Annotated in this window: 17 protein-coding genes; 3 read left to right on the top strand and 14 right to left on the bottom strand. The window is 49.1% G+C overall.

Annotated elements, in window-relative coordinates; genetic code table 11:
* Positions 1-2 precede the first annotated feature (2 nt).
* From ACFORK_RS20400 to ACFORK_RS20385, 4 genes are all read right to left on the bottom strand, one after another.
* A complete protein-coding gene (locus ACFORK_RS20400; RefSeq protein WP_379202373.1) occupies positions 3-1,583 on the bottom strand; it encodes a response regulator transcription factor in 1,581 nt (526 codons plus the stop codon).
* Positions 1,584-1,742: 159 nt separating this feature from the next.
* Positions 1,743-1,967 carry a hypothetical protein gene (locus ACFORK_RS20395; protein WP_379202371.1) on the bottom strand — a complete coding sequence of 75 codons (225 nt, stop codon included), beginning with the start codon at positions 1,965-1,967 and terminating at the stop codon, positions 1,743-1,745.
* Positions 1,964-2,977, bottom strand: a complete 1,014-nt coding sequence (locus ACFORK_RS20390; protein ID WP_379202369.1) for a TIR domain-containing protein — start codon at positions 2,975-2,977, stop codon at positions 1,964-1,966. Before ACFORK_RS20390 ends, ACFORK_RS20395 begins: the two co-directional genes overlap by 4 nt.
* A gap of 799 nt (positions 2,978-3,776) precedes the next feature.
* Entirely contained in the window at positions 3,777-5,753 is a 1,977-nt protein-coding gene (locus ACFORK_RS20385) for a GTP-binding protein (RefSeq protein WP_379202366.1), read from the bottom strand.
* Positions 5,754-5,857: 104 nt separating this feature from the next.
* Here ACFORK_RS20385 and ACFORK_RS20380 point away from each other — a divergent pair, with 104 nt between their 5' ends.
* Positions 5,858-6,820 carry an S-layer homology domain-containing protein gene (locus ACFORK_RS20380; protein ID WP_379202364.1) on the top strand — a complete coding sequence of 321 codons (963 nt, stop codon included), beginning with the start codon at positions 5,858-5,860 and terminating at the stop codon, positions 6,818-6,820.
* 599 nt (positions 6,821-7,419) lie between these two features.
* A complete protein-coding gene (locus ACFORK_RS20375) occupies positions 7,420-7,779 on the top strand; it encodes an MmcQ/YjbR family DNA-binding protein (RefSeq protein WP_379202362.1) in 360 nt (119 codons plus the stop codon).
* Positions 7,780-7,918: 139 nt separating this feature from the next.
* Here the strand turns inward: ACFORK_RS20375 and ACFORK_RS20370 are convergent, their stop codons facing one another.
* From ACFORK_RS20370 to ACFORK_RS20355, 4 genes are all read right to left on the bottom strand, one after another.
* Positions 7,919-8,692 carry a Cof-type HAD-IIB family hydrolase gene (locus tag ACFORK_RS20370; RefSeq protein WP_379202360.1) on the bottom strand — a complete coding sequence of 258 codons (774 nt, stop codon included), beginning with the start codon at positions 8,690-8,692 and terminating at the stop codon, positions 7,919-7,921.
* A 192-nt stretch (positions 8,693-8,884) separates the two neighbouring features.
* Positions 8,885-9,349: a GNAT family N-acetyltransferase gene (locus ACFORK_RS20365; protein WP_379202358.1), complete on the bottom strand. Its 465-nt coding sequence runs from the start codon at positions 9,347-9,349 to the stop codon at positions 8,885-8,887.
* 36 nt (positions 9,350-9,385) lie between these two features.
* Entirely contained in the window at positions 9,386-9,841 is a 456-nt protein-coding gene (locus ACFORK_RS20360; protein ID WP_379202356.1) for a MarR family winged helix-turn-helix transcriptional regulator, read from the bottom strand.
* Positions 9,842-9,940: 99 nt separating this feature from the next.
* Entirely contained in the window at positions 9,941-10,528 is a 588-nt protein-coding gene (locus ACFORK_RS20355; RefSeq protein WP_379202354.1) for an NAD(P)H-dependent oxidoreductase, read from the bottom strand.
* Positions 10,529-10,661: 133 nt separating this feature from the next.
* Here ACFORK_RS20355 and ACFORK_RS20350 point away from each other — a divergent pair, with 133 nt between their 5' ends.
* On the top strand, positions 10,662-11,084 hold the full coding sequence (locus tag ACFORK_RS20350; RefSeq protein ID WP_379202351.1) for a MarR family winged helix-turn-helix transcriptional regulator: 423 nt from the start codon (positions 10,662-10,664) through the stop codon (positions 11,082-11,084).
* A 123-nt stretch (positions 11,085-11,207) separates the two neighbouring features.
* Here the strand turns inward: ACFORK_RS20350 and ACFORK_RS20345 are convergent, their stop codons facing one another.
* The 6 genes from ACFORK_RS20345 to ACFORK_RS20320 all read right to left on the bottom strand — a co-directional run bounded on the left by ACFORK_RS20345 (position 11,208) and on the right by ACFORK_RS20320 (position 17,604).
* The gene (locus tag ACFORK_RS20345) at positions 11,208-11,804 is read right to left on the bottom strand and encodes a histidine phosphatase family protein (protein ID WP_379202349.1); all 597 of its coding nucleotides are present in this window, start codon (positions 11,802-11,804) and stop codon (positions 11,208-11,210) included.
* Between the two features lie 87 nt (positions 11,805-11,891).
* Entirely contained in the window at positions 11,892-12,467 is a 576-nt protein-coding gene (locus tag ACFORK_RS20340) for a VanZ family protein (protein ID WP_379202347.1), read from the bottom strand.
* Positions 12,468-12,499: 32 nt separating this feature from the next.
* The gene (locus ACFORK_RS20335; RefSeq protein ID WP_379202345.1) at positions 12,500-13,345 is read right to left on the bottom strand and encodes a M15 family metallopeptidase; all 846 of its coding nucleotides are present in this window, start codon (positions 13,343-13,345) and stop codon (positions 12,500-12,502) included.
* A 124-nt stretch (positions 13,346-13,469) separates the two neighbouring features.
* Positions 13,470-14,570 (bottom strand): HAMP domain-containing sensor histidine kinase, encoded by a 1,101-nt coding sequence (locus tag ACFORK_RS20330; RefSeq protein WP_379202343.1) that lies wholly within the window; start codon positions 14,568-14,570, stop codon positions 13,470-13,472.
* Entirely contained in the window at positions 14,563-15,258 is a 696-nt protein-coding gene (locus ACFORK_RS20325) for a response regulator transcription factor (RefSeq protein WP_379202341.1), read from the bottom strand. The genes ACFORK_RS20330 and ACFORK_RS20325 overlap by 8 nt, the downstream gene beginning before the upstream one ends.
* 144 nt (positions 15,259-15,402) lie before the next feature.
* On the bottom strand, positions 15,403-17,604 hold the full coding sequence (locus ACFORK_RS20320) for a Tex family protein (protein ID WP_379202432.1): 2,202 nt from the start codon (positions 17,602-17,604) through the stop codon (positions 15,403-15,405).
* Positions 17,605-17,682 lie beyond the last annotated feature (78 nt).

The raw sequence follows: 17,682 nt of genomic DNA, 5'->3' as shown, positions 1-17,682 counted from the left end.
CCCTACTCCTTCTCCACTCGTGAATAATATTGTCGTCTGTATTGACTCGGAGATATGCCAGTGTTCTTCTTAAAGACTTTGCAGAAATAACTATGATCCGCGTAGCCGACCATACCGCCGATCTCAGAGATCGAGTGGTCACTGCTCCGTAATAAATCAGCAGCCTTATCTATGCGGACTCGATTCAAATGCTCTTTGAAGCCCTCATGATGATGGGCAGCGAAGAAGCTGGATAAATACGAAGGATTGAAATGAAATTGCTTAGCCATCTCCGTTAAGGTGATAGGCTCTGTATAATTTTTATCAATATAATCAAGCAGCAGCTTCATATTGGGGTTGCCATCGTGGAAAGAGGACGTAGCCTCATGAATACTGCGATCCAGCTGTGTCCGGAACTGCTCCAAGAGCGTAACAATATCTGTGACATGGCCAGCTTCTTCAATGGATTTGAAGTAACTATATTTAGCCTCGTTCAGCGTGTCTGAGCTCATGTTCATCGTGCCCAGCAATTGAATGACGTTAAAGACCAGATTACCGATTAAGGATTTGAATTCAAAGACATCCGTATTATACGACTCAGATTGCTGCGCAATGAATTGATAGAGCACCCCGAAGCCTTCCTCCAGCTGCAATCTACGAATATGCTCCATTAAAGCGTGCAACGCGGTGTCATTTAAGGACGCTGATGTTTTGGTAACCTTTTCAAAGTGTAGCAGCTCAGACGGTGCAAGTACCACCGGCACAGGCAGGAAAAAGCGATAGGATAGTAATGGCAGGAAGCTGTGATGAAAACTGTCCCCCAGCTGATCCAAAGAATGAAAAGGCCCACTAAGTGCCCAGACGAAATCTCCACTATCTGTAACGGAAGAAGGATTTAACCGCTTCAGCTTGGATAAAAGAACAGCCTCTGCCTCACCATCTTGGCCGATATTCACCACATAAGCTCTCAGTTCTGGATGCCTTGGCACGGAATTTACCGGCAATGGATAGATTTTCAGCTTCGAAATAAGCGCTTGCAAAGATTCCAGCAGTTGATCTCCCTCATGTACAGTAGCGCCCATTATGTAATAGTTCTGATAAGGGAACCATTCTGCCAACATCGTCGGATCTACGTCCACCTCATAACGGTTAACGAGCTTCTCCAACACTTGGTTCAATGTGACGGTGTAATCGGCTTGCGGTTTCCTTTTCAGTCCGGCAGGAAGTCTCTCTACCGTCCTCTCCAGTACTCCCAGCAGCATCTTCGTCTCCAGATGTGGCTTGAGAATATAATCAGACACCCCGCTTTGGAAGGTGGAGCGAACATAATCAAATTCACTGAAGCTGCTAAGTACGATCACTTCAATATCCGGCCAGCTATGCTTAATAAGACGAGTCAACTCTTCGCCGTCCATCACCGGCATGACGACATCGGTAAGCACGATATGCGGAGCCAGCTCCCCTATCATTTCCAAAGCTTCTTTGCCATTGGAGGCCTCACCCACAATACAGAAGCCATGCTGTTCCCAATTCAGTATATGTTTGACGCCTTGTCTAACCAACAGTTCATCATCAACAACCAACACTCTGTATAGCTCACTCATGCTGTTCACCCCTTATTGGCACCCCATGCTCACTAATCACGAATACTATACTAAATTATCTTATAACCTTTTAAAAAACAACCAATTCCCTACTATAACAAAAAAAGCAAGCTGATCTCGGTACCCCAAGATCCTCCTGCTTTCGGCTATCTTCATATGTTATCGTGCAAAAAATGGCTTCTCATAATTAGCATCCATTTGGTACACCAATATATAGTTCACATCGTTATCGCTACTTACGGAAGGTCCCTTGACGACTCTGTCCGACTCGTTACTCAGAGCTATTGTTCTTAGCCTGTCCCGATTCCTCCGGGAGCTCGATGAGACTTTATAAGCCTGCCCTGCCTTCTCGAGGCTGCCCTCATTGCCGCGCGGTTTGCTCATTTCAAATCCCCTCCGAACAAATAGTTGAGTACGTTCATAAATTCCTTGTTATCCTCGGAGAGCTGCTCGAAGTGCTTCGCTGTCAGTTCCAGAGGGCCAATCAAATGGATCGTAATTACCAATTCCTTACCTAGAGGATAACACACAATATATTCAGCGGCAACATGCACCCGGTACAGAAAAAATTGAACCGTCCCCTGCAAAAAAGCATCCAGCACCAAAATACGATCTTTGCCGTTCCGCCCGTCGTTGTCCTCGAACGCGTAGAAGCGGTCTTTGCCGACATTTCCAGCCACCTGCCGGATTCCGTCATTACCTTCTGCACGCCAGATAGCCGCTCCCCGGATCCGGAACTGCTCCAGTGACGAGATATCATAGCTGACTCTGACAGCCTCATATAATTTATCATATTCTCCGCCAGCCGAGAGGTTCGAGGGCCGGACATAATTGATGAAGAACAACAGCAGCATATCCTTCATGCGAATGTCCCGCTCCAGGTTCTGAATCTTAGCATAAGGATCGGCAAAATGCTGCTTTTCCTGAATATGCCGCGTGATCTTCCCACAAGCCACACTAACCGCGGCCGTATAATTGTTATCATCACGCAGTTCATAGTAGAGCAACGTAAGTCCCAGCAGATCGGAAGGCAGACGGAAGCCCTCGATCCCTTGCCCCTCTACTTCTTGGGGAACTGATCGCGGTAATATGAAAAAGACCCGTTCACGCTTCAATTTGCCCCAGAACATCCCCAGCTCAAAAATCGTGTTATCCCGTGGTGCCAGATACACTTTTCCGCGCAGAGAAACAAGGTCATCCGGGGCTAGCACAAAAACAGCAAAGCTGCTCTGGGTAAGCTGCTCATCCAGATCCTCCATCGTGAAACGGTTTTCATTAAAAACGCCAGCGGTCCACGGCGTCACCGTAGCCACATAGCTTAAATTTTCGTTGATGGCATCCACATAATGCTTCGCCTCAAGGGATGATCCTATAAATACTTTGGGTTTGTTCACGACAATGACCCTCTCTTTGTTATTTAATAGGATGACTAAGCTGAACAGTTCACTCTACATAACAAAAGATTGCTGGCCTTTGGTGCTTGAAAATCATCTTATTATGGCAAATAACTAGAATTATATCACGCTTATATTTACATATATATACTTTTAATAAAAGAAGATTCCATATGCTCATATTATTTTTAAGCATTATCAATAAATGTGGTTATAAATGTGGTTATAAATGTAATTAGAACAGTTGTTTATTCCATTCCTCAATTGCTTCATTGGGCCATTCGAAGAACCCTTGATGAACGATATCCTAGCATCAGTGGATTCTAAGACTAAAGAGTTATTTAACAGGAAAATATACCGTTAATCATGACTTTTACCGCCTCATCTCCAGAATAAAGGGAATTTCTCCCGTTAATTCTTCCAGATCATACACAAGCAGAGGTAATCAGCCAAATTAACAGGAGTTTTTCCAGTTATTTTAGAGCGAACCTGCAATTCCGCCTAATTAACGCCCAATTTTCCAGTTATTCAACTGGTGCGATTACAACTATGTTCACACCTACAACCGTACGTACAACTACAGCTTGAATTTGCATATATACCTACTCTGACACTCACATCTACTTTTACATCTACAACTATCCTTATATTCACACCTAACTTTTACATCTACGACTACTCTTACATTCACAGCTACACATGCATCCACACTTAACTTGCATTTACACCCATACTTTGCATCTAAATCTATACCCTCAAACTCCCTCACTACACACCAGCTCTGGGATACTTCCCTTCCCTACCCCTGCAGCGCCTTCCGCACACTAAGAATATACTTCGCCTGATCCAGCGGGTTCACACCCCGGCGGGTGCGCTCGGCGGTAACGTCGGGCGGGCATTCTTCGTATCCGGCAAAAAAAGAAGTGAATGTGCTCCGCCCCTTCGTGAAGGAGCTTAGCGTGACCGGATAATCGAGCGACGTCGCCAGCGGCAGACGGCCTTCGATGATCATCCGGTCGCCCAGCAGCACCGGCGGCTCGAAGGTGCCGCGCATCTGCACAAGATCGTTCATGACGCGCCCTCCATTCTCCTCGGGCACTACAATCCGCACCTGAAGCACCGGCTCCAGCAGCTTGGTGCCAACACGGGCGAGCCCGTCCATAATACCCATTGGCGTCGCCACGGCAAAATCCAGCGGATGGGTATGCCACACATGGTGCTGCCCCTCAATTAGCGTCACCTTCAGGTCGGTGACCTCCCAGCCGTTCAGTCCCTGCTGCAAGGCCTCCGGCACTCGCCGGGCCGTCTCATTCTGGTACTGCGGCAGCAGGTCGGAGCTGCGCACGACCGAATCGTAAACCAGGCCGCTGCCCGGCGGCCCCGGTTCAATCTGGAACCGCAAGATCGCCCAGCATGGCTTAGGCATTGTATAGGCGATGAAGCCTTCGCCCGCACGGGCTGGCGTCTCTTTATAGATCACTGACGGCTGGCCGAAGGTGACGGCAAGACCGTACCGGCTATCCAGCACGCTGCCGAGTATTTCGAGCTGAATCGGCCCCATCACCTTGATGTGCAGCTCCCGCTCTTCTGGGAGCCACTGCGCATCAAGCAGCGGGTCTTCATCCGCCAGCTCCTGCATGGCGGCAATCACTTTATGATCGTCCGCCGCTTCGTCCCAATGCACCCGCACCGTTAGCAGTGGCACGGCGAGCTTGGCCTCCTGCGGAATCGCATCCGGCCGGCCCAACACATCGCCGATTCGCACGCCGGATAGGCCGTACACCACACCGATATCTCCGGCTTCAAGTTCCCCTACATCTTCAGTACGGCCACCCTCAACCTTGCGGATTTGGGTAATCTTGCCCTGGATATTCTGCGAGTAGTTCTGCACAGCGTCACGGTTGCGAATCGTCCCTTCGTACAATCGCACAAAGGCCATCCGGCCCATACTCTTGTCCCGCTGAATGTTGTATACAATACCGGAGACGGGAAGCTCTGCATCGCCGCCCGCCCTTGGGAAATACTGAATCATAGCGTCCAGCAGCGCAGGAATGCCCATACCCTTGGCAGCAGCGCCATAGACCAGCGGGAACAGCTCTGCGGCAGCCGCACGATCTGCAAGATGGTTCTGCCATACTGCAAGGTCAAGTGGACCGCCTGCCATATAGGTCTCCAGCAAAGCCTCATCCCGCTCGGCCAAAGCTTCCAACAGCTCAGTCTGAGCAGCGGAATCAGCGCCATTTTCCCATAGATCCGCAGTACCGGCATAATCCTGCTCCCTGCCAAGAGGTTGCTGAATCGGGATAATATCCCCGGATAGATAAGTATGAGCCTGAGCCAGCACCGCTTCCGGGTTAGCTCCGGTCCGATCCATTTTATTCATAAAGATCAGGGTAGGAATCCTCAGCTTGCGCAGTGCGCTCCAGATCATCTCACTTTGCGCCTGCACGCCCTCCACTGCGGAGAGAATCAGCACCGCGCAGTCCATCACGCGAAGCGAGCGCTCTACCTCTGAGAGAAAATCAACGTGACCGGGGGTATCTACCAGATTTACCTGTACCCCTTTCCAATCGAAGGAAGCCAGCGCCGCCCGTACCGAAATCCCCCGCTGACGTTCCACGTCTAGCGAATCGGTCAGCGCCGTGCCGGTATCGACGCTGCCCAGCGAACGAATGCGACCACTCTCATATAAAATATGCTCCGTTGTTGTCGTCTTTCCGGCATCAACATGGGCAAAAATTCCGACATTAATCCGTTCCATTCTCTGCTGCCCCATATCTATAGGTCTCCTGTCACTCAGTTAAAATTTATAAGTTTATTATAAGTTCCTGCAACATTTTGAGACAATCCCCCATCTAAGAGGATAAGAGGTGAGGCACAATGAAGAAAATGACATTCATCCATAGCGCTAAAAAAATAACCATAGCGTGCAGTATTCTGGCAGCAAGTGTATCCTTTGGGGCATCGGCATTTGCCTTCTCTGATCTGAAGGGAGATCCGGGAGAGAGCAAAATCAACGCTCTGCACAACGCCGGCATCATCAATGGAGTGACCAGTGACAAGTTCGCGCCCAAGAGCAGTGTAAGCTTCGCTCAAGGCATTCAGTTTATCGTCAGCGGGTTAAAGCTGTCTCCTAAGCCATCCAGCGGTGTGAGCAGTGACTTTTTCACCAATGTGAACAACAAGGCCTGGTATGCATCGGCCTTTCTGACCGCCAAGCAGAATGGATTGCCGATCGACAAAAATGTGAACCCGAATGCAGCGATGAGCCGGGCACAGTTTGCTCATCTGCTAGCGGAAGCGCTCAAGACAAAAGGCAACTTCCCTGTAACGTTGATGTATTTTGACATCAAGGACGGCAGCAAACTCCCAAGTGAAGTTGTGAATAACCTGCAAATGCTGCTCAACACCCGTCTGATTGCACTGGACAAAAATAACAACTTCCATCCTAATCAGGCTATAACCCGCTCGGAAGCTGCAATATGGCTCCATGATACTGCCGAATTCGCCAAAGGCATCGAGCCACCTGACAAGGGCACTACAGCTCCGGAGTACACTTACGAGACCGACCTTCAGGTGAGCAAAGCCGGTGAGGGCGTCAACAAAGTTACGCTGACCGTGAACAATCTGCCTAATCCGGGCTACGGTCTTGTGATTGAGAAGATTGAATTCGGCAAAGACAAGAAAGCAACGATCTACTTCAATGTAACAACACCGGACCCAAGCGGTTTCTATCCGCAAGTAATTTCCAAAGGCTCGGCTGTGACCTACCTTCCGGATGGTTACACACCTGTAGCAAAAGCTGTATCTGGCGCAAGTGTATCGGGTTCTTCCAATAAATAATACTTCACACGATCCTAATCCGAAGAAAGGGTTGTCTCATCCGTGGATTTTCCACGACAGGGACAGCCCTTTTTCTCTCTTGTGAACAAGTCCCCGTACCAGAAGGTCAAGCGCTTGGGAAATAGATGCAAATCTGCACCTTAATATGTATAAATATATTGAAAAACAGCAATTAAGTGCAAAAATGCACCTTAATTCCCCCACTTAGCCTGAAAAGTAGCTTCACCCGTGGATTTAGAGTGCATTTTCGCACTTATTTACCTTATATATTAATTATTTCTTTAATTAAGGTGCAAAATTGCCATTATTTACAGCGACGAGCGACAAACTACGGGCATGAGCGATGATCCACGAACTGCCAGCCATAAATTACGATCCACGAACTACGAGCCACGAAATACGAGCCACGAAATACGAGCCACGAAATACGAGCCACGAACTGCGAGCCATAAACTACAATCCGCGAACTGCCAGCCATAAACTACGATCCGCGAACTACGTGCCATAACCACCAGCAACTTGACATCAACCGGACAACACCTTACCATTTCCTTGAATAAGGCGAAGCATGTAATCACAGTACCGGAGGGCTACAGGATATGAATGAGAATAACATTGTGCAATACTGTTCTAAGAAAAAAGGAGCCACCCAGGAATATCCCTTCGGCCCCGAACCCTTGGTGATGAAGGTCGCAGATAAAATGTTTGCTCTTTTTTCCGATAAAGGGGATTACTTCGAGATTAGTCTGAAGTGTGATCCGGTGATTGCCGAGAACTTGAGAGAGCAGCATGAGAATGTCCGGCCAGGGTACCACATGAACAAGAAGCATTGGAATACCGTTACCATCGATGGTTCAATGCTGGAATCGGATATCTTTGACATGATTGATCATTCCTATGACTTAGTGTTCAAAAAACTGCCCAAGAGCGTAAGAGAAGAGTTATCGGAGATGAAGTAGATAGGCCAAGCCACCAACAGTTGCCGCTAGTATGATTTAAGATTTTGCTAACGAGGAACCGTTCAACACTATGTATGTCTCTACATTCCGTTCTTCGTTAGCCGAATACTTTCGCTAAAATAATCTTCAAACCGTCTCTCTAAATCACACCATATCGTCTTAATGCATAACCGATTCCGTCCTCACCCGAAGCCTTGGTTACAAAATCCGCAGCCTGCTTCAGCCTGTCTCCCCCATTGCCCATGGCAATTCCCAGACCAACCAGTTCCAGCATATCAATATCATTCTCGCCATCCCCGAAGGCAATCGCCTCTGCTGCATCCAGACCGAAGTATTCCAGTACTTTCAGGATTGCTGCCGATTTACAGACCTCATCCTGCAATACGTTCAGCACATAAGGATGCCATCTTCTGAAGGTTAAGTGTGGAAACTTATCTTGGTAGCCCTCCAGCATACTGTCATTAGCAAACAGGCACATCAAGTAGACCTCCTGCTCACAAATCAGGGGATTGAATACTGGATACTCCTCCATGAAAAATGTTTCTTGCAGCGCCTGCATGATGGTCGTGTCCTGAATCCCGTTCATACAGAACTCCTCGGTATAAAAGGACATGCCATGCTGCTGGCTGACGGCGTAATCATACACCTCGCGGAGATTCTTCGGTTCCACCGGTACCTTATGTATCACTTGCTCCCCATGCTTCACATGCCCGCCATTAGCCGTAATAAAGGTATCTATACCCAGTTCTCTTACAACCCCACACATCGATAATGGCCTGCCGGTTGCAGCAACTACTTTCAGCCCCTTGTGTTGCAACGCTTGTATAGCCAATTTGGTACTCTCCGGGATCTTCCCATCCTTATGGCTGGTAAGCGTTCCATCCACATCGAAAAAGACAATTTTATAATCCATCCTGATCACCTACCCTGAAGCATTATGATCTACCAATGATAATTGTAACAAAATCCCAACATTCTACAATAAACGATTACGCAATAAAATTCATTGATAATGATCGGCATTAAAAAAACTGCTGATGCAATAAACATCAACAGTCTTCGGTAGAGCATTGGTTCAACGATCGTTTCTATTACGAAACGATGATTAACTTAAGCGAAGCTCCATTCGCATGTCAGACTCCAGATACTTATTATCAACAATAGGGACATCTACAAAGTCGTATTTTCTGTACAGGGCAATTGCCGAGACAAGTTTGTGGTTGGTGTACAAAATTATTTTCGCTGACTGTTCCTGTCTCGCAACCTTTAAGCAATGATCCATCAAACGTCTTGCGATCCCCAGCCCCTGGTATTGTTCGGTTACTGCGAACTTGGCTAGCTCAAATACAATCTCATCTACCTTGATCAAGGATACAGTTCCTACCACTTCACCTCTGTACACGGCCAGAAAAATATAACCACCCTTATCCAAAATAATCTCTTGCGGATTCGCTAAAATCCTCTCATCCTCTGGCTCCACCGAGACGTACTTCTCCAGCCATTCATAAGACAGTCGTCTAAAATCTTCATGGTACTGTTTCTCATAATTAATGATTTCTATCGCAATCATATCGCATGTCTCTCCTTATCGGTGTATCACCTTCAATCAAGTGTAGTCGCGTTTACCGCCTTTTTTAACCAATTCCCAATCCGTCTCTATGTTAGTTCGAATCCTATGCAGCAGCTCTAAGGCAGCTTCCAGTTCTGCTTCGGAAAAGCCCTGCAGGGCTACAGCATTGGAGTACTCCTCTTCTCTTTTTAAAAATTGATAGATTCTCTTTCCTTCTTCTGTTGGATACAGCTTCAATATCTTCTTGTTATCTGGATCATTTTGCTTCTCGATCAGTCCACCCGAGACAAGATTTTTAATGGAACGCGAAGCCGTTGTCCGATCCACCTTCAGCATATCTGCAACCCGCTCCTGAATAATGCCAGGATTCTCGCAGATCCGTACAAGATATAAATATTGCCCCTTCGCAAGGTGAAGTTCTTTAAATTCGATATTGCTTATAGATTCAAAACATCTGGCAATCATTCCGACTTCTCTCAGTATTTCTGTCATAGTGGTAGCTCCTAGCAGGTAATGGCAGTTATTATTTTTGTTGCATTTACAACATTATCTTACTTTAAAATTGTTGCAAACGCAATAAAAAATCCGACATTACCGTCCCACCGCTTGAAAATAACGATAAATCTTATTCAGCTTCTCCTTATGCCGTCCACGTGGACTCTCCATGCTGCCGAACTCGAAGAACTTCACCTTCTTGATACCGACATAATTGAGTAATCCTTTGCGCATTAAAGCCTTGTGCGCGTTGTTTAGGAACAAAAGCGGGTAGTTGGCAGGCCCTTGCATGACCGAGATACAGACGGCCGATTTTCCCTTTAGCAGCCCCTCCGGCAGCAGCTTGCCTGTATCCTTATAAGCAAATCCCGAGGCGAACATTTGGTCAATATAGCCCATCAGCATCGCCGGCGGCCGTCCCCACCAGATCGGATATATGAATACAATCTTGTCGGCCCATAGAAGCTGTTCCCGGTACTTGGCAAGCGCGGGTTCTTTGTGCATATCCCGTCTGCGTTTGTGCTCATTGAACACCAGGACGGGATCAAAGCCTTCTTCGTAAAGATCCAGCACCTTTATTTCACTGATGCTGCTATTCTCCTGGCTGCCTCTAAGAACCTCCTCAAGAAAGGCATGACTTAAGCTTTGATGATTAGGATGCGTATAGATAACGAGCATGTTCATAATGTGAACCCCTTTACTTATCATTTGATAACAAAATGGTATCATGACCGCAAAATAGTTGTCAATTGATAATATTCATTTGATAATTGTTTTTTGATAATTAATTTGCTATGTTGTCAAAGGAGGGGATTCTGTGGATACAGTTTTTCAAAAATTTCTGGCTTTTACAGCCGCTGTGCATCAAATCTCGAATGATTTGACCAAAGACGTCAGACCGGGTGATATTACCGCCGTTCAATATAAGATCCTGGAATACATTGCTGTCAGTCAGCCATCAACACTCAGTAATATCAGTGAGTGCATGCATATGTCCATGCCGAATACGAGCCGGGAAATCAAGAAGCTCAGCGAAAAGCAGTTCTGTGAGAAGGTTACTGATCGGGAGGACCGTCGCAAACAATACATTCGTTTGTCGGCCAAAGGCGAGGCGCTGATGAATGAGGTGTTCAGCCGGATTGAAGCCCAGTTCAACGACCGCATACAGCACATTTCTGAAGACGAGCTGAGGGAGTTAGAGAAGGCAATTGATCTGCTGCATACGAAAGTGTTTTATTGATTCATTAACAGCTAACCCGATTTTTCAGCAGTCTGCACAGGTAAGCATGAACAACATAGCTGTCGAAATTCTAAATAGTTTGTTCAAAATAAAAATGACCCTCTTCGGGGTCATTTTTGCTATCTATTCTTCGTAATGGCTGATGTCCCCGTGCAACACAATTTCCGGATCGCCATCAGTAATATCAATACGGCAAAGGCTTGTCGGATGGATCTCGGGTAAACCCCAAAGCTCCGTCATTGCTTTTCCTTCGAAGTAAGCCATCAGAAGCTTAATCGTAATAGTATGCGTGACAATAAGTACTGACTGTCCCTCATGCTTCTCCAGGATTTCCTGCAGTTTATGAAGTGCTCTTGTCCGTACCTGTCCATAGGTCTCACTTCCCTCAAGCTCGAACTTCTCAGGGTCCTTCCAGAAGTTGTGCCATTGCTCAGGGTAGCGAGGCGCTACCTCAGAATGCAGGGAACCTTCCCATAGGCCGAAGCCCATCTCCATGAACGCTGCTGACGTCTCCAGCGGAATGCTGCGCTCGCCGCGTACAAGCTCCGCGGTCCGCACCGCCCGGGGACTAGGGCTTGCGTAGATGGCATCCAGCGGTACGGAGTGCATTCCCTTTCTAAGCCATTCCGCCTGTTGCAGACCTCGCGGAGTTAGGGGCGAATCCTCTGATCCCTGCATCCGATGTACCAGATTCCATTCTGTCTCTCCATGCCGTGTCAAATATAATATTGCACTTTATCCAGTGGGCGTCCAAATTCGTAGAATCTTACACAGCCGGCTTCCATGGTAACAACCACTCCAATTTTTTCATTTATCCAGAAATAAATACTCCGGTGCACTTAGGCGCTGCTGAGACCTCAGCCTCTCTCCTTCCTGGTCTGCCTCACTGTCTGGCTTGCGGCGGGCAGGCCCGGAGAACATTGTATACAGAATATAACCTGCTAACCCGCCGAGTGTATTCAGGAGCAGATCATCCACGTCGAAGGTTCCGATTGTCAGCAGAAGCTGGATAGACTCGAAACTCAGGCTGAGCAGCAACGAACACACCAACACCTTGGTTACCGACCATGTAATGTTCCGAAAGACGTTCGGTAAGAGAACACCAAACGGGATGAACGCCAGCACGTTGCCAGTCAGATTAATATTCAGAAAAGGGTTCGATAACGACAGGTGATGCAGGTCTCTCTTGATCTCCTTAAAGGGTACCAGATTGTAGGAGCGATGAAAAATCCTCCCCGGGTCCTGTAACGTAAGCTGGAATTGCTGCAGCAGAATATGTATGTCTACATGCCCGCCTTTGAACAGAATAACCTTGACCAATAGATACAAATATGCGGTGAATGATATGAGCGTTAGCATACCGGGTGATTTGGAATCCTTCATGTTGTCCTCGCCTCTCTCATCTCAGGTTGTTGTCACTTCTCGGTCGTCACGATGATACCGTCCACGTTATTGCCCGATATTTCGTAACGCTGATTCACTGGGATTCGGATCATCACATTCTCCGTGACCGGGTAATAGGATATCTCGTAAGACCGACCTTCGGCTTCAGCAGTAAAGCTTTTTTGCTCCCGAAGATAATCCAGATACTGCTCCAGCACCATATCCTTCTCCTGCATAATTGCACTGTGCGGCAAGCCCACATAACGAAAATGCCAGGGCTCGTACTGAATTCCGGTAATCGCCGTCTTGTCCTCCGGGTAGCGAAGCACAAAACCGTACTTCCAGGCATTTTTCTTCAGCCATTTCCCCTCCGGCGCCCTTTTCATCTCCGCTTGGGAAGATCCGATGTCCAGCGACAAGCCCAGATTATGTTCACTTCGGCCTGGCGGGAGCGCAATCTGCGATCCTTTTTCCCGGTATAGCGCCTCCTGTTCTGTAAAGTCATGGTAGCCACTACTGATCAGAAAACGATTGACCCCGTCCTGCGCCGCAGCCTGAACCATCTCCACAAAGGCCTGAGCTACCGACCTCGACAGACGGAGCTTCGTGTCCATCAATACATATCCTTGCGTAAGATCTGGGTGCTCGGATAGCCTAACAATATCGGATTTGACGCTTGTCTCATGCAGCGGATTATCCTTATTGACGAGCAGCAGCTCCCCCTGATAAATCTGGGATACCGCAACCATTTGGAACGCATTACTACCCGGCTGGGTATCCTTGGACTCCCCCTCTTCGGTAAGGCCTTTCGAAACATATTTAATGGCTATCCCGCCCAGCATAAGTACAACAACTACAAAAAAGCCCCACTTTTTCATGTACAATAACCTCCCTGATTGCTCTTACCTTCAGAATAGAGACCACTGTTTAAAAAAAAGCGGGGCAAAATATAAAGTTTTCCTTAAATTAGAAAGGTTGAACTTCTCATTTCTTCAGAGTTCGTTAAGCCTGATCCTTCTCCTGCGGCAATCTCACTTCAAAGCAGGTACGGACCACGTTGCTCTCTACGGTGATGGTGCCCTGATGCTGCTCGACGATATTTTTGGCAATAAACAGACCCAGACCTGTTCCACCTTCGTGTTGACTGCGTGACTGATCGCTGGTGTAATACATCTCGAAGATATGCGGCAATTTGTCGGGTGTGATATATCCGCCGTAATTCAACACCTGAATGACGATCTCGCCGCTTTCCGGGAAGCTGTTGATATCAACGAACTGTCCATCTTTTCCATACCGGGCTGCATTGCTGAGCAGATTCTCAAAAACACGGGCCAGTAGCTCTCCATCACCCTGAATCTCCAGCTTAGGCACGATGTTCAGTCTGGCACTGAGATGGTTCTTTTCGAAGACCGGATACATTTCCTCGCTTAGCTGCATCAACAGACCACTGAGATCCAGTTGATTCTTCTGCAGGGGCAGCATCCCATAGTTCATTCGGGTAATCTCGAACAGCTCATCAATAAGCTTCTCCAGCCGCTGGGATTTGGTATAAGCAATCTCGGTAAAATGTCTGATCTGCTCTTCCGTCAGTTCGTTTCCCTTCAGAATCCAGTCCAGGTAACCCAGAACCGATGTAAGCGGTGTGCGCAGATCATGGGCCAAATTCACGATGAGCTGATCCTTGCTGCTCTCCGCAAAATCCCCCCGTTCCACTGCCTTCTGCAGCTTCTCACTGGCCAGATTCAGTTCCCTGGCAATCTCCCGAAACTCATCCCTGGAGGAGATATTGACCCGATGCTCGAAATGGCCGCTCGCCAGATGGTGAATGCCTTTGGTGATTTCATTAAAGTAGGAAGCATACGGCTTCGTGAAGAGGTAGAAGAAGAAGATCGCGAGCGGAATAAAGATCAGCAGGAAAAAGTAAATATCCCCAATGCTAGACATGATATGGCGGTAATGGGCCAAGGTATCTTCACGTTTCACTCCGGAATAATACATCTGAAGAAGCCTGTAAATGACATAAGTAATGCTGCCGGACAGAAGCATGCTGAGTCCCAGGAACATGATCATTCTCGTCCGAAAACTGCGTAGCCCTCTATCCATTGAACGTGTACCCCACGCCCCAGATCGTCTTAATAAATTTGCTCTTGTTCATGTCCTCGCCGAGCTTCTTGCGCAGCGTACGGATATGAACCATCACCGTATTGGCGCCTTCGTAATACGCTTCCCCCCATACCTGCTGAAAAATATTTTCCGAGCTGAACACTTGCTTCGGATGGCTGGCCAGCAAATACAGGATATCGAACTCCTTCGGCGTGAGATCGATGGCTTGTCCGTACAGCATCACCGTATGCTGGTCGGCATTAATGCTAAGTCCTCCCGCTTCCAGAATCGTGCTGGCCGCAGCTGCCGGCTGGCTGAACTGCATGGACCGGCGCAGCTGTGAATTCACACGGGCCACCAGTTCCATCGGATTGAACGGTTTTGTCATATAATCATCTGCCCCGATAACCAGTCCTGTAATTTTATCGAGATCAGAGGTCTTGGCACTCAGAAAAATAATCGGCATATGGTGCTTCTCTCGGATCTGCCGGGTGACCTCATAGCCATCCATCTCCGGCATCATAATATCCAGAATCGCCAGGTCCACCGTCTGGGTCTGAACAGCCTGCACCGCCTCCCTGCCATTAAAAGCTTTGATAATATGGTATCCCTCTTTGGTCAGGTGCAGTTCGACCAGATCGGCGATTTCTGCTTCATCATCCGCGATCAGTATCGTAATTCGTTTCACTGTATTCACTCCCACTCGTGTTCACTGCTCCTAGCTGTTGTTGCTGTCAAGAACCGTCTCTGATTGTATACCTCATTATACAAAAAAAAGCTACCTGCAAGTTGTAACCATGCAGATAGCTTTACTGTATTCATTATGTCATGCCTAGTTTTCTGTACGCGGGGGGCGCATCGTCAGGCTAACCCGGCCTTTCTTAAGGTCCACACCCATGACCCAGACCGTCACGTTATCCCCGACGGACACTACGTCCATAGGATGCTTCACGAAGCTGCCGCTGAGCTGGGAAATATGGACCAGCCCGTCGTTCTTGATCCCGATGTCGACGAAAGCGCCGAAATCGATAACGTTGCGGACGGTGCCCTGCATTTCCATGCCGGGCGCCAGGTCCTCGATCTTCAGCACATCGGTGCGGAAGATCGGCAGTGGCAGCTCCTCGCGCGGGTCACGACCCGGACGCTGGAGACTCTCCAGGATGTCACGTAGGGTCGGCACGCCGACATCAAGCTTGACAGCCAGCTCCTCCGGCTGCTGGGCCGCCAGCTCAGCAGCCACTTCCTTGCTGCCGAGACTTGCTACATCCAGTCCGAGCGTCTTGAACAATCGATCCACCACTGCGTAGGACTCGGGGTGGATCGGTGTCCGGTCAAGGGTGTTGTCCCCGCCCGGAATCCGCAGGAATCCGATGCACTGCTCATAGGATTTCGCGCCGAGGCGCGGCACCTTCTGCAGCTGCTTCCGCGCAGTGAACTTGCCGTTCTCCTCGCGGTACTTGACGATGTTCTTCGCAATCGTCGCATTGACGCCGGAGACGTAGGACAATAGCGACGGCGACGCTGTATTCACGTCAACGCCGACATGGTTAACGGCCGATTCCACGACGGCCTTGAGGCTCTCTTCCAGATGCTTCTGCGAGACATCATGCTGGTATTGCCCGACCCCGATCGCCTTGGGGTCGATCTTGACCAGCTCCGCGAGCGGGTCCTGCACGCGGCGGGCAATCGATGCGGCGCTGCGCTCCGCCACATCAAGGTCCGGGAACTCCTCCTGCGCCAGCTTGGAGGCGGAGTAGACACTGGCTCCCGCTTCATTGACGATCAGGTAGGCCAGGTCGGGATTGCCGATCTCGGCAATGACCTCGGCCGTGAACTGCTCCGTCTCGCGGGAGCCGGTCCCGTTGCCGATCACGATGAGCTGGATGCCATACTTGGCGATTAGCTCCTTGAACTTGGCAGCGGCTTCGCGCTTTTTGTTGTTCGGCGGTGTCGGATAGGTCACCGCCACTTCCAGCAGCTTGCCGGTGTCGTCCACGACGGCCAGCTTGCAGCCAGTGCGGTAGGCGGGGTCCACGCCGAGAACACAGCGGCCCTTGACCGGCGGCTGTAGCAGCAGGCTCCGCAGATTGCCAGAGAAGATCGAGATCGCCTGATTCTCCCCCTTCTCGGTCATTTCCCCGCGCACCTCACGCTCTACAGATGGAGCAATCAGACGCTTATAAGCATCTTCGATAACCGTCTCCAGCAGTTCCTTGACCGGAGAGGGTCCCTTGATGACCTTGCGTCCGATGAAGGTATGGATCTTGTCTGCCACAACCTCAATGCCCACCTTGAGCACACTCTCCCGCTCCCCGCGGTTGATGGCGAGAATACGGTGCGGCGGCATCTTATGTACCGGCTCACGATAGCTGTAGTAGTTCTCATACACAGATTCCTGCTCGGCATCCTTGGCTTCCGAGACCAGAATTCCCTGGCTGGCCGTATACTGGCGCACCCAGGAGCGAATAGCCGGATCATCGGCGATATTCTCGGCGATGATATCCATCGCGCCCTGCAGCGCTGCCTCAGCCGTCTCTACGCCCTTCTCGGCATCGATGTAGCGGGCTGCTTCTGCCTCAGGGCTGCCTTGTCTCGGCTGCCCGAAGATCCATTCTGCCAGCGGCTCCAGTCCCTTCTCCTTGGCCACGCTGGCCCGGGTCTTCCGCTTCTGGCGGAAGGGGCGGTACAGATCCTCCACCTCCTGAAGCTTAACCGCCTTAGCGATTTGCTCCCGCAGCTCCGGGGTTAGCTTTCCTTGCTCATCAATGCTACGGAGCACATCTTTCTTCCGATCGCTCAAGTTACGCAAATAACCGAGACGCTCCTCGATGTCGCGCAGCGCGTTCTCGTCCAGCTCTCCCGTCATTTCCTTCCGGTATCTTGCAATAAAGGGAATCGTGTTGCCCTCATCCAATAATCCTACTGTGGTCCGCACTTGCTTGGGCGCAATGCTCAGTTCCTTGGCAATCGCCAGAATAATCGTTTCCTGCTCGCGCTGGGCAGCCGCTTCATCTGCTACGGCTTCAGCATTCATGTTCTCTGCAGTCAATACAATCCCTCTTTCCGCCTCGCAATTCTGTACAACCTTCTTGTTAAAATAGTATCACAGATT

Origin of the sequence: Paenibacillus sp. GCM10012306 (assembly GCF_042649265.1) — a bacterium.
GTDB lineage: Bacteria > Bacillota > Bacilli > Paenibacillales > Paenibacillaceae > Paenibacillus_AQ.
The sequence above is the reverse complement of the archived record's forward strand: the minus strand, read 5'-3'. Positions and strand labels throughout refer to the sequence as shown.

What these genes read in the sequence shown, in the direction of transcription:
- ACFORK_RS20385 (WP_379202366.1), bottom strand. Translation starts at nt 5,753, where the DNA reads ATGGGGCAGCAGAGAATGGAACGGATTAATGTCGGAATTTTTGCCCAT.
- ACFORK_RS20355 (WP_379202354.1), bottom strand. Translation starts at nt 10,528, where the DNA reads ATGAACATGCTCGTTATCTATACGCATCCTAATCATCAAAGCTTAAGT.
- ACFORK_RS20340 (WP_379202347.1), bottom strand. Translation starts at nt 12,467, where the DNA reads ATGAAGGATTCCAAATCACCCGGTATGCTAACGCTCATATCATTCACC.
- ACFORK_RS20370 (WP_379202360.1), bottom strand. Translation starts at nt 8,692, where the DNA reads ATGGATTATAAAATTGTCTTTTTCGATGTGGATGGAACGCTTACCAGC.
- ACFORK_RS20365 (WP_379202358.1), bottom strand. Translation starts at nt 9,349, where the DNA reads ATGATTGCGATAGAAATCATTAATTATGAGAAACAGTACCATGAAGAT.
- ACFORK_RS20320 (WP_379202432.1), bottom strand. Translation starts at nt 17,604, where the DNA reads ATGAATGCTGAAGCCGTAGCAGATGAAGCGGCTGCCCAGCGCGAGCAG.
- ACFORK_RS20400 (WP_379202373.1), bottom strand. Translation starts at nt 1,583, where the DNA reads ATGAGTGAGCTATACAGAGTGTTGGTTGTTGATGATGAACTGTTGGTT.
- ACFORK_RS20380 (WP_379202364.1), top strand. Translation starts at nt 5,858, where the DNA reads ATGAAGAAAATGACATTCATCCATAGCGCTAAAAAAATAACCATAGCG.
- ACFORK_RS20360 (WP_379202356.1), bottom strand. Translation starts at nt 9,841, where the DNA reads ATGACAGAAATACTGAGAGAAGTCGGAATGATTGCCAGATGTTTTGAA.
- ACFORK_RS20330 (WP_379202343.1), bottom strand. Translation starts at nt 14,570, where the DNA reads ATGGATAGAGGGCTACGCAGTTTTCGGACGAGAATGATCATGTTCCTG.
- ACFORK_RS20335 (WP_379202345.1), bottom strand. Translation starts at nt 13,345, where the DNA reads ATGAAAAAGTGGGGCTTTTTTGTAGTTGTTGTACTTATGCTGGGCGGG.
- ACFORK_RS20395 (WP_379202371.1), bottom strand. Translation starts at nt 1,967, where the DNA reads ATGAGCAAACCGCGCGGCAATGAGGGCAGCCTCGAGAAGGCAGGGCAG.
- ACFORK_RS20375 (WP_379202362.1), top strand. Translation starts at nt 7,420, where the DNA reads ATGAATGAGAATAACATTGTGCAATACTGTTCTAAGAAAAAAGGAGCC.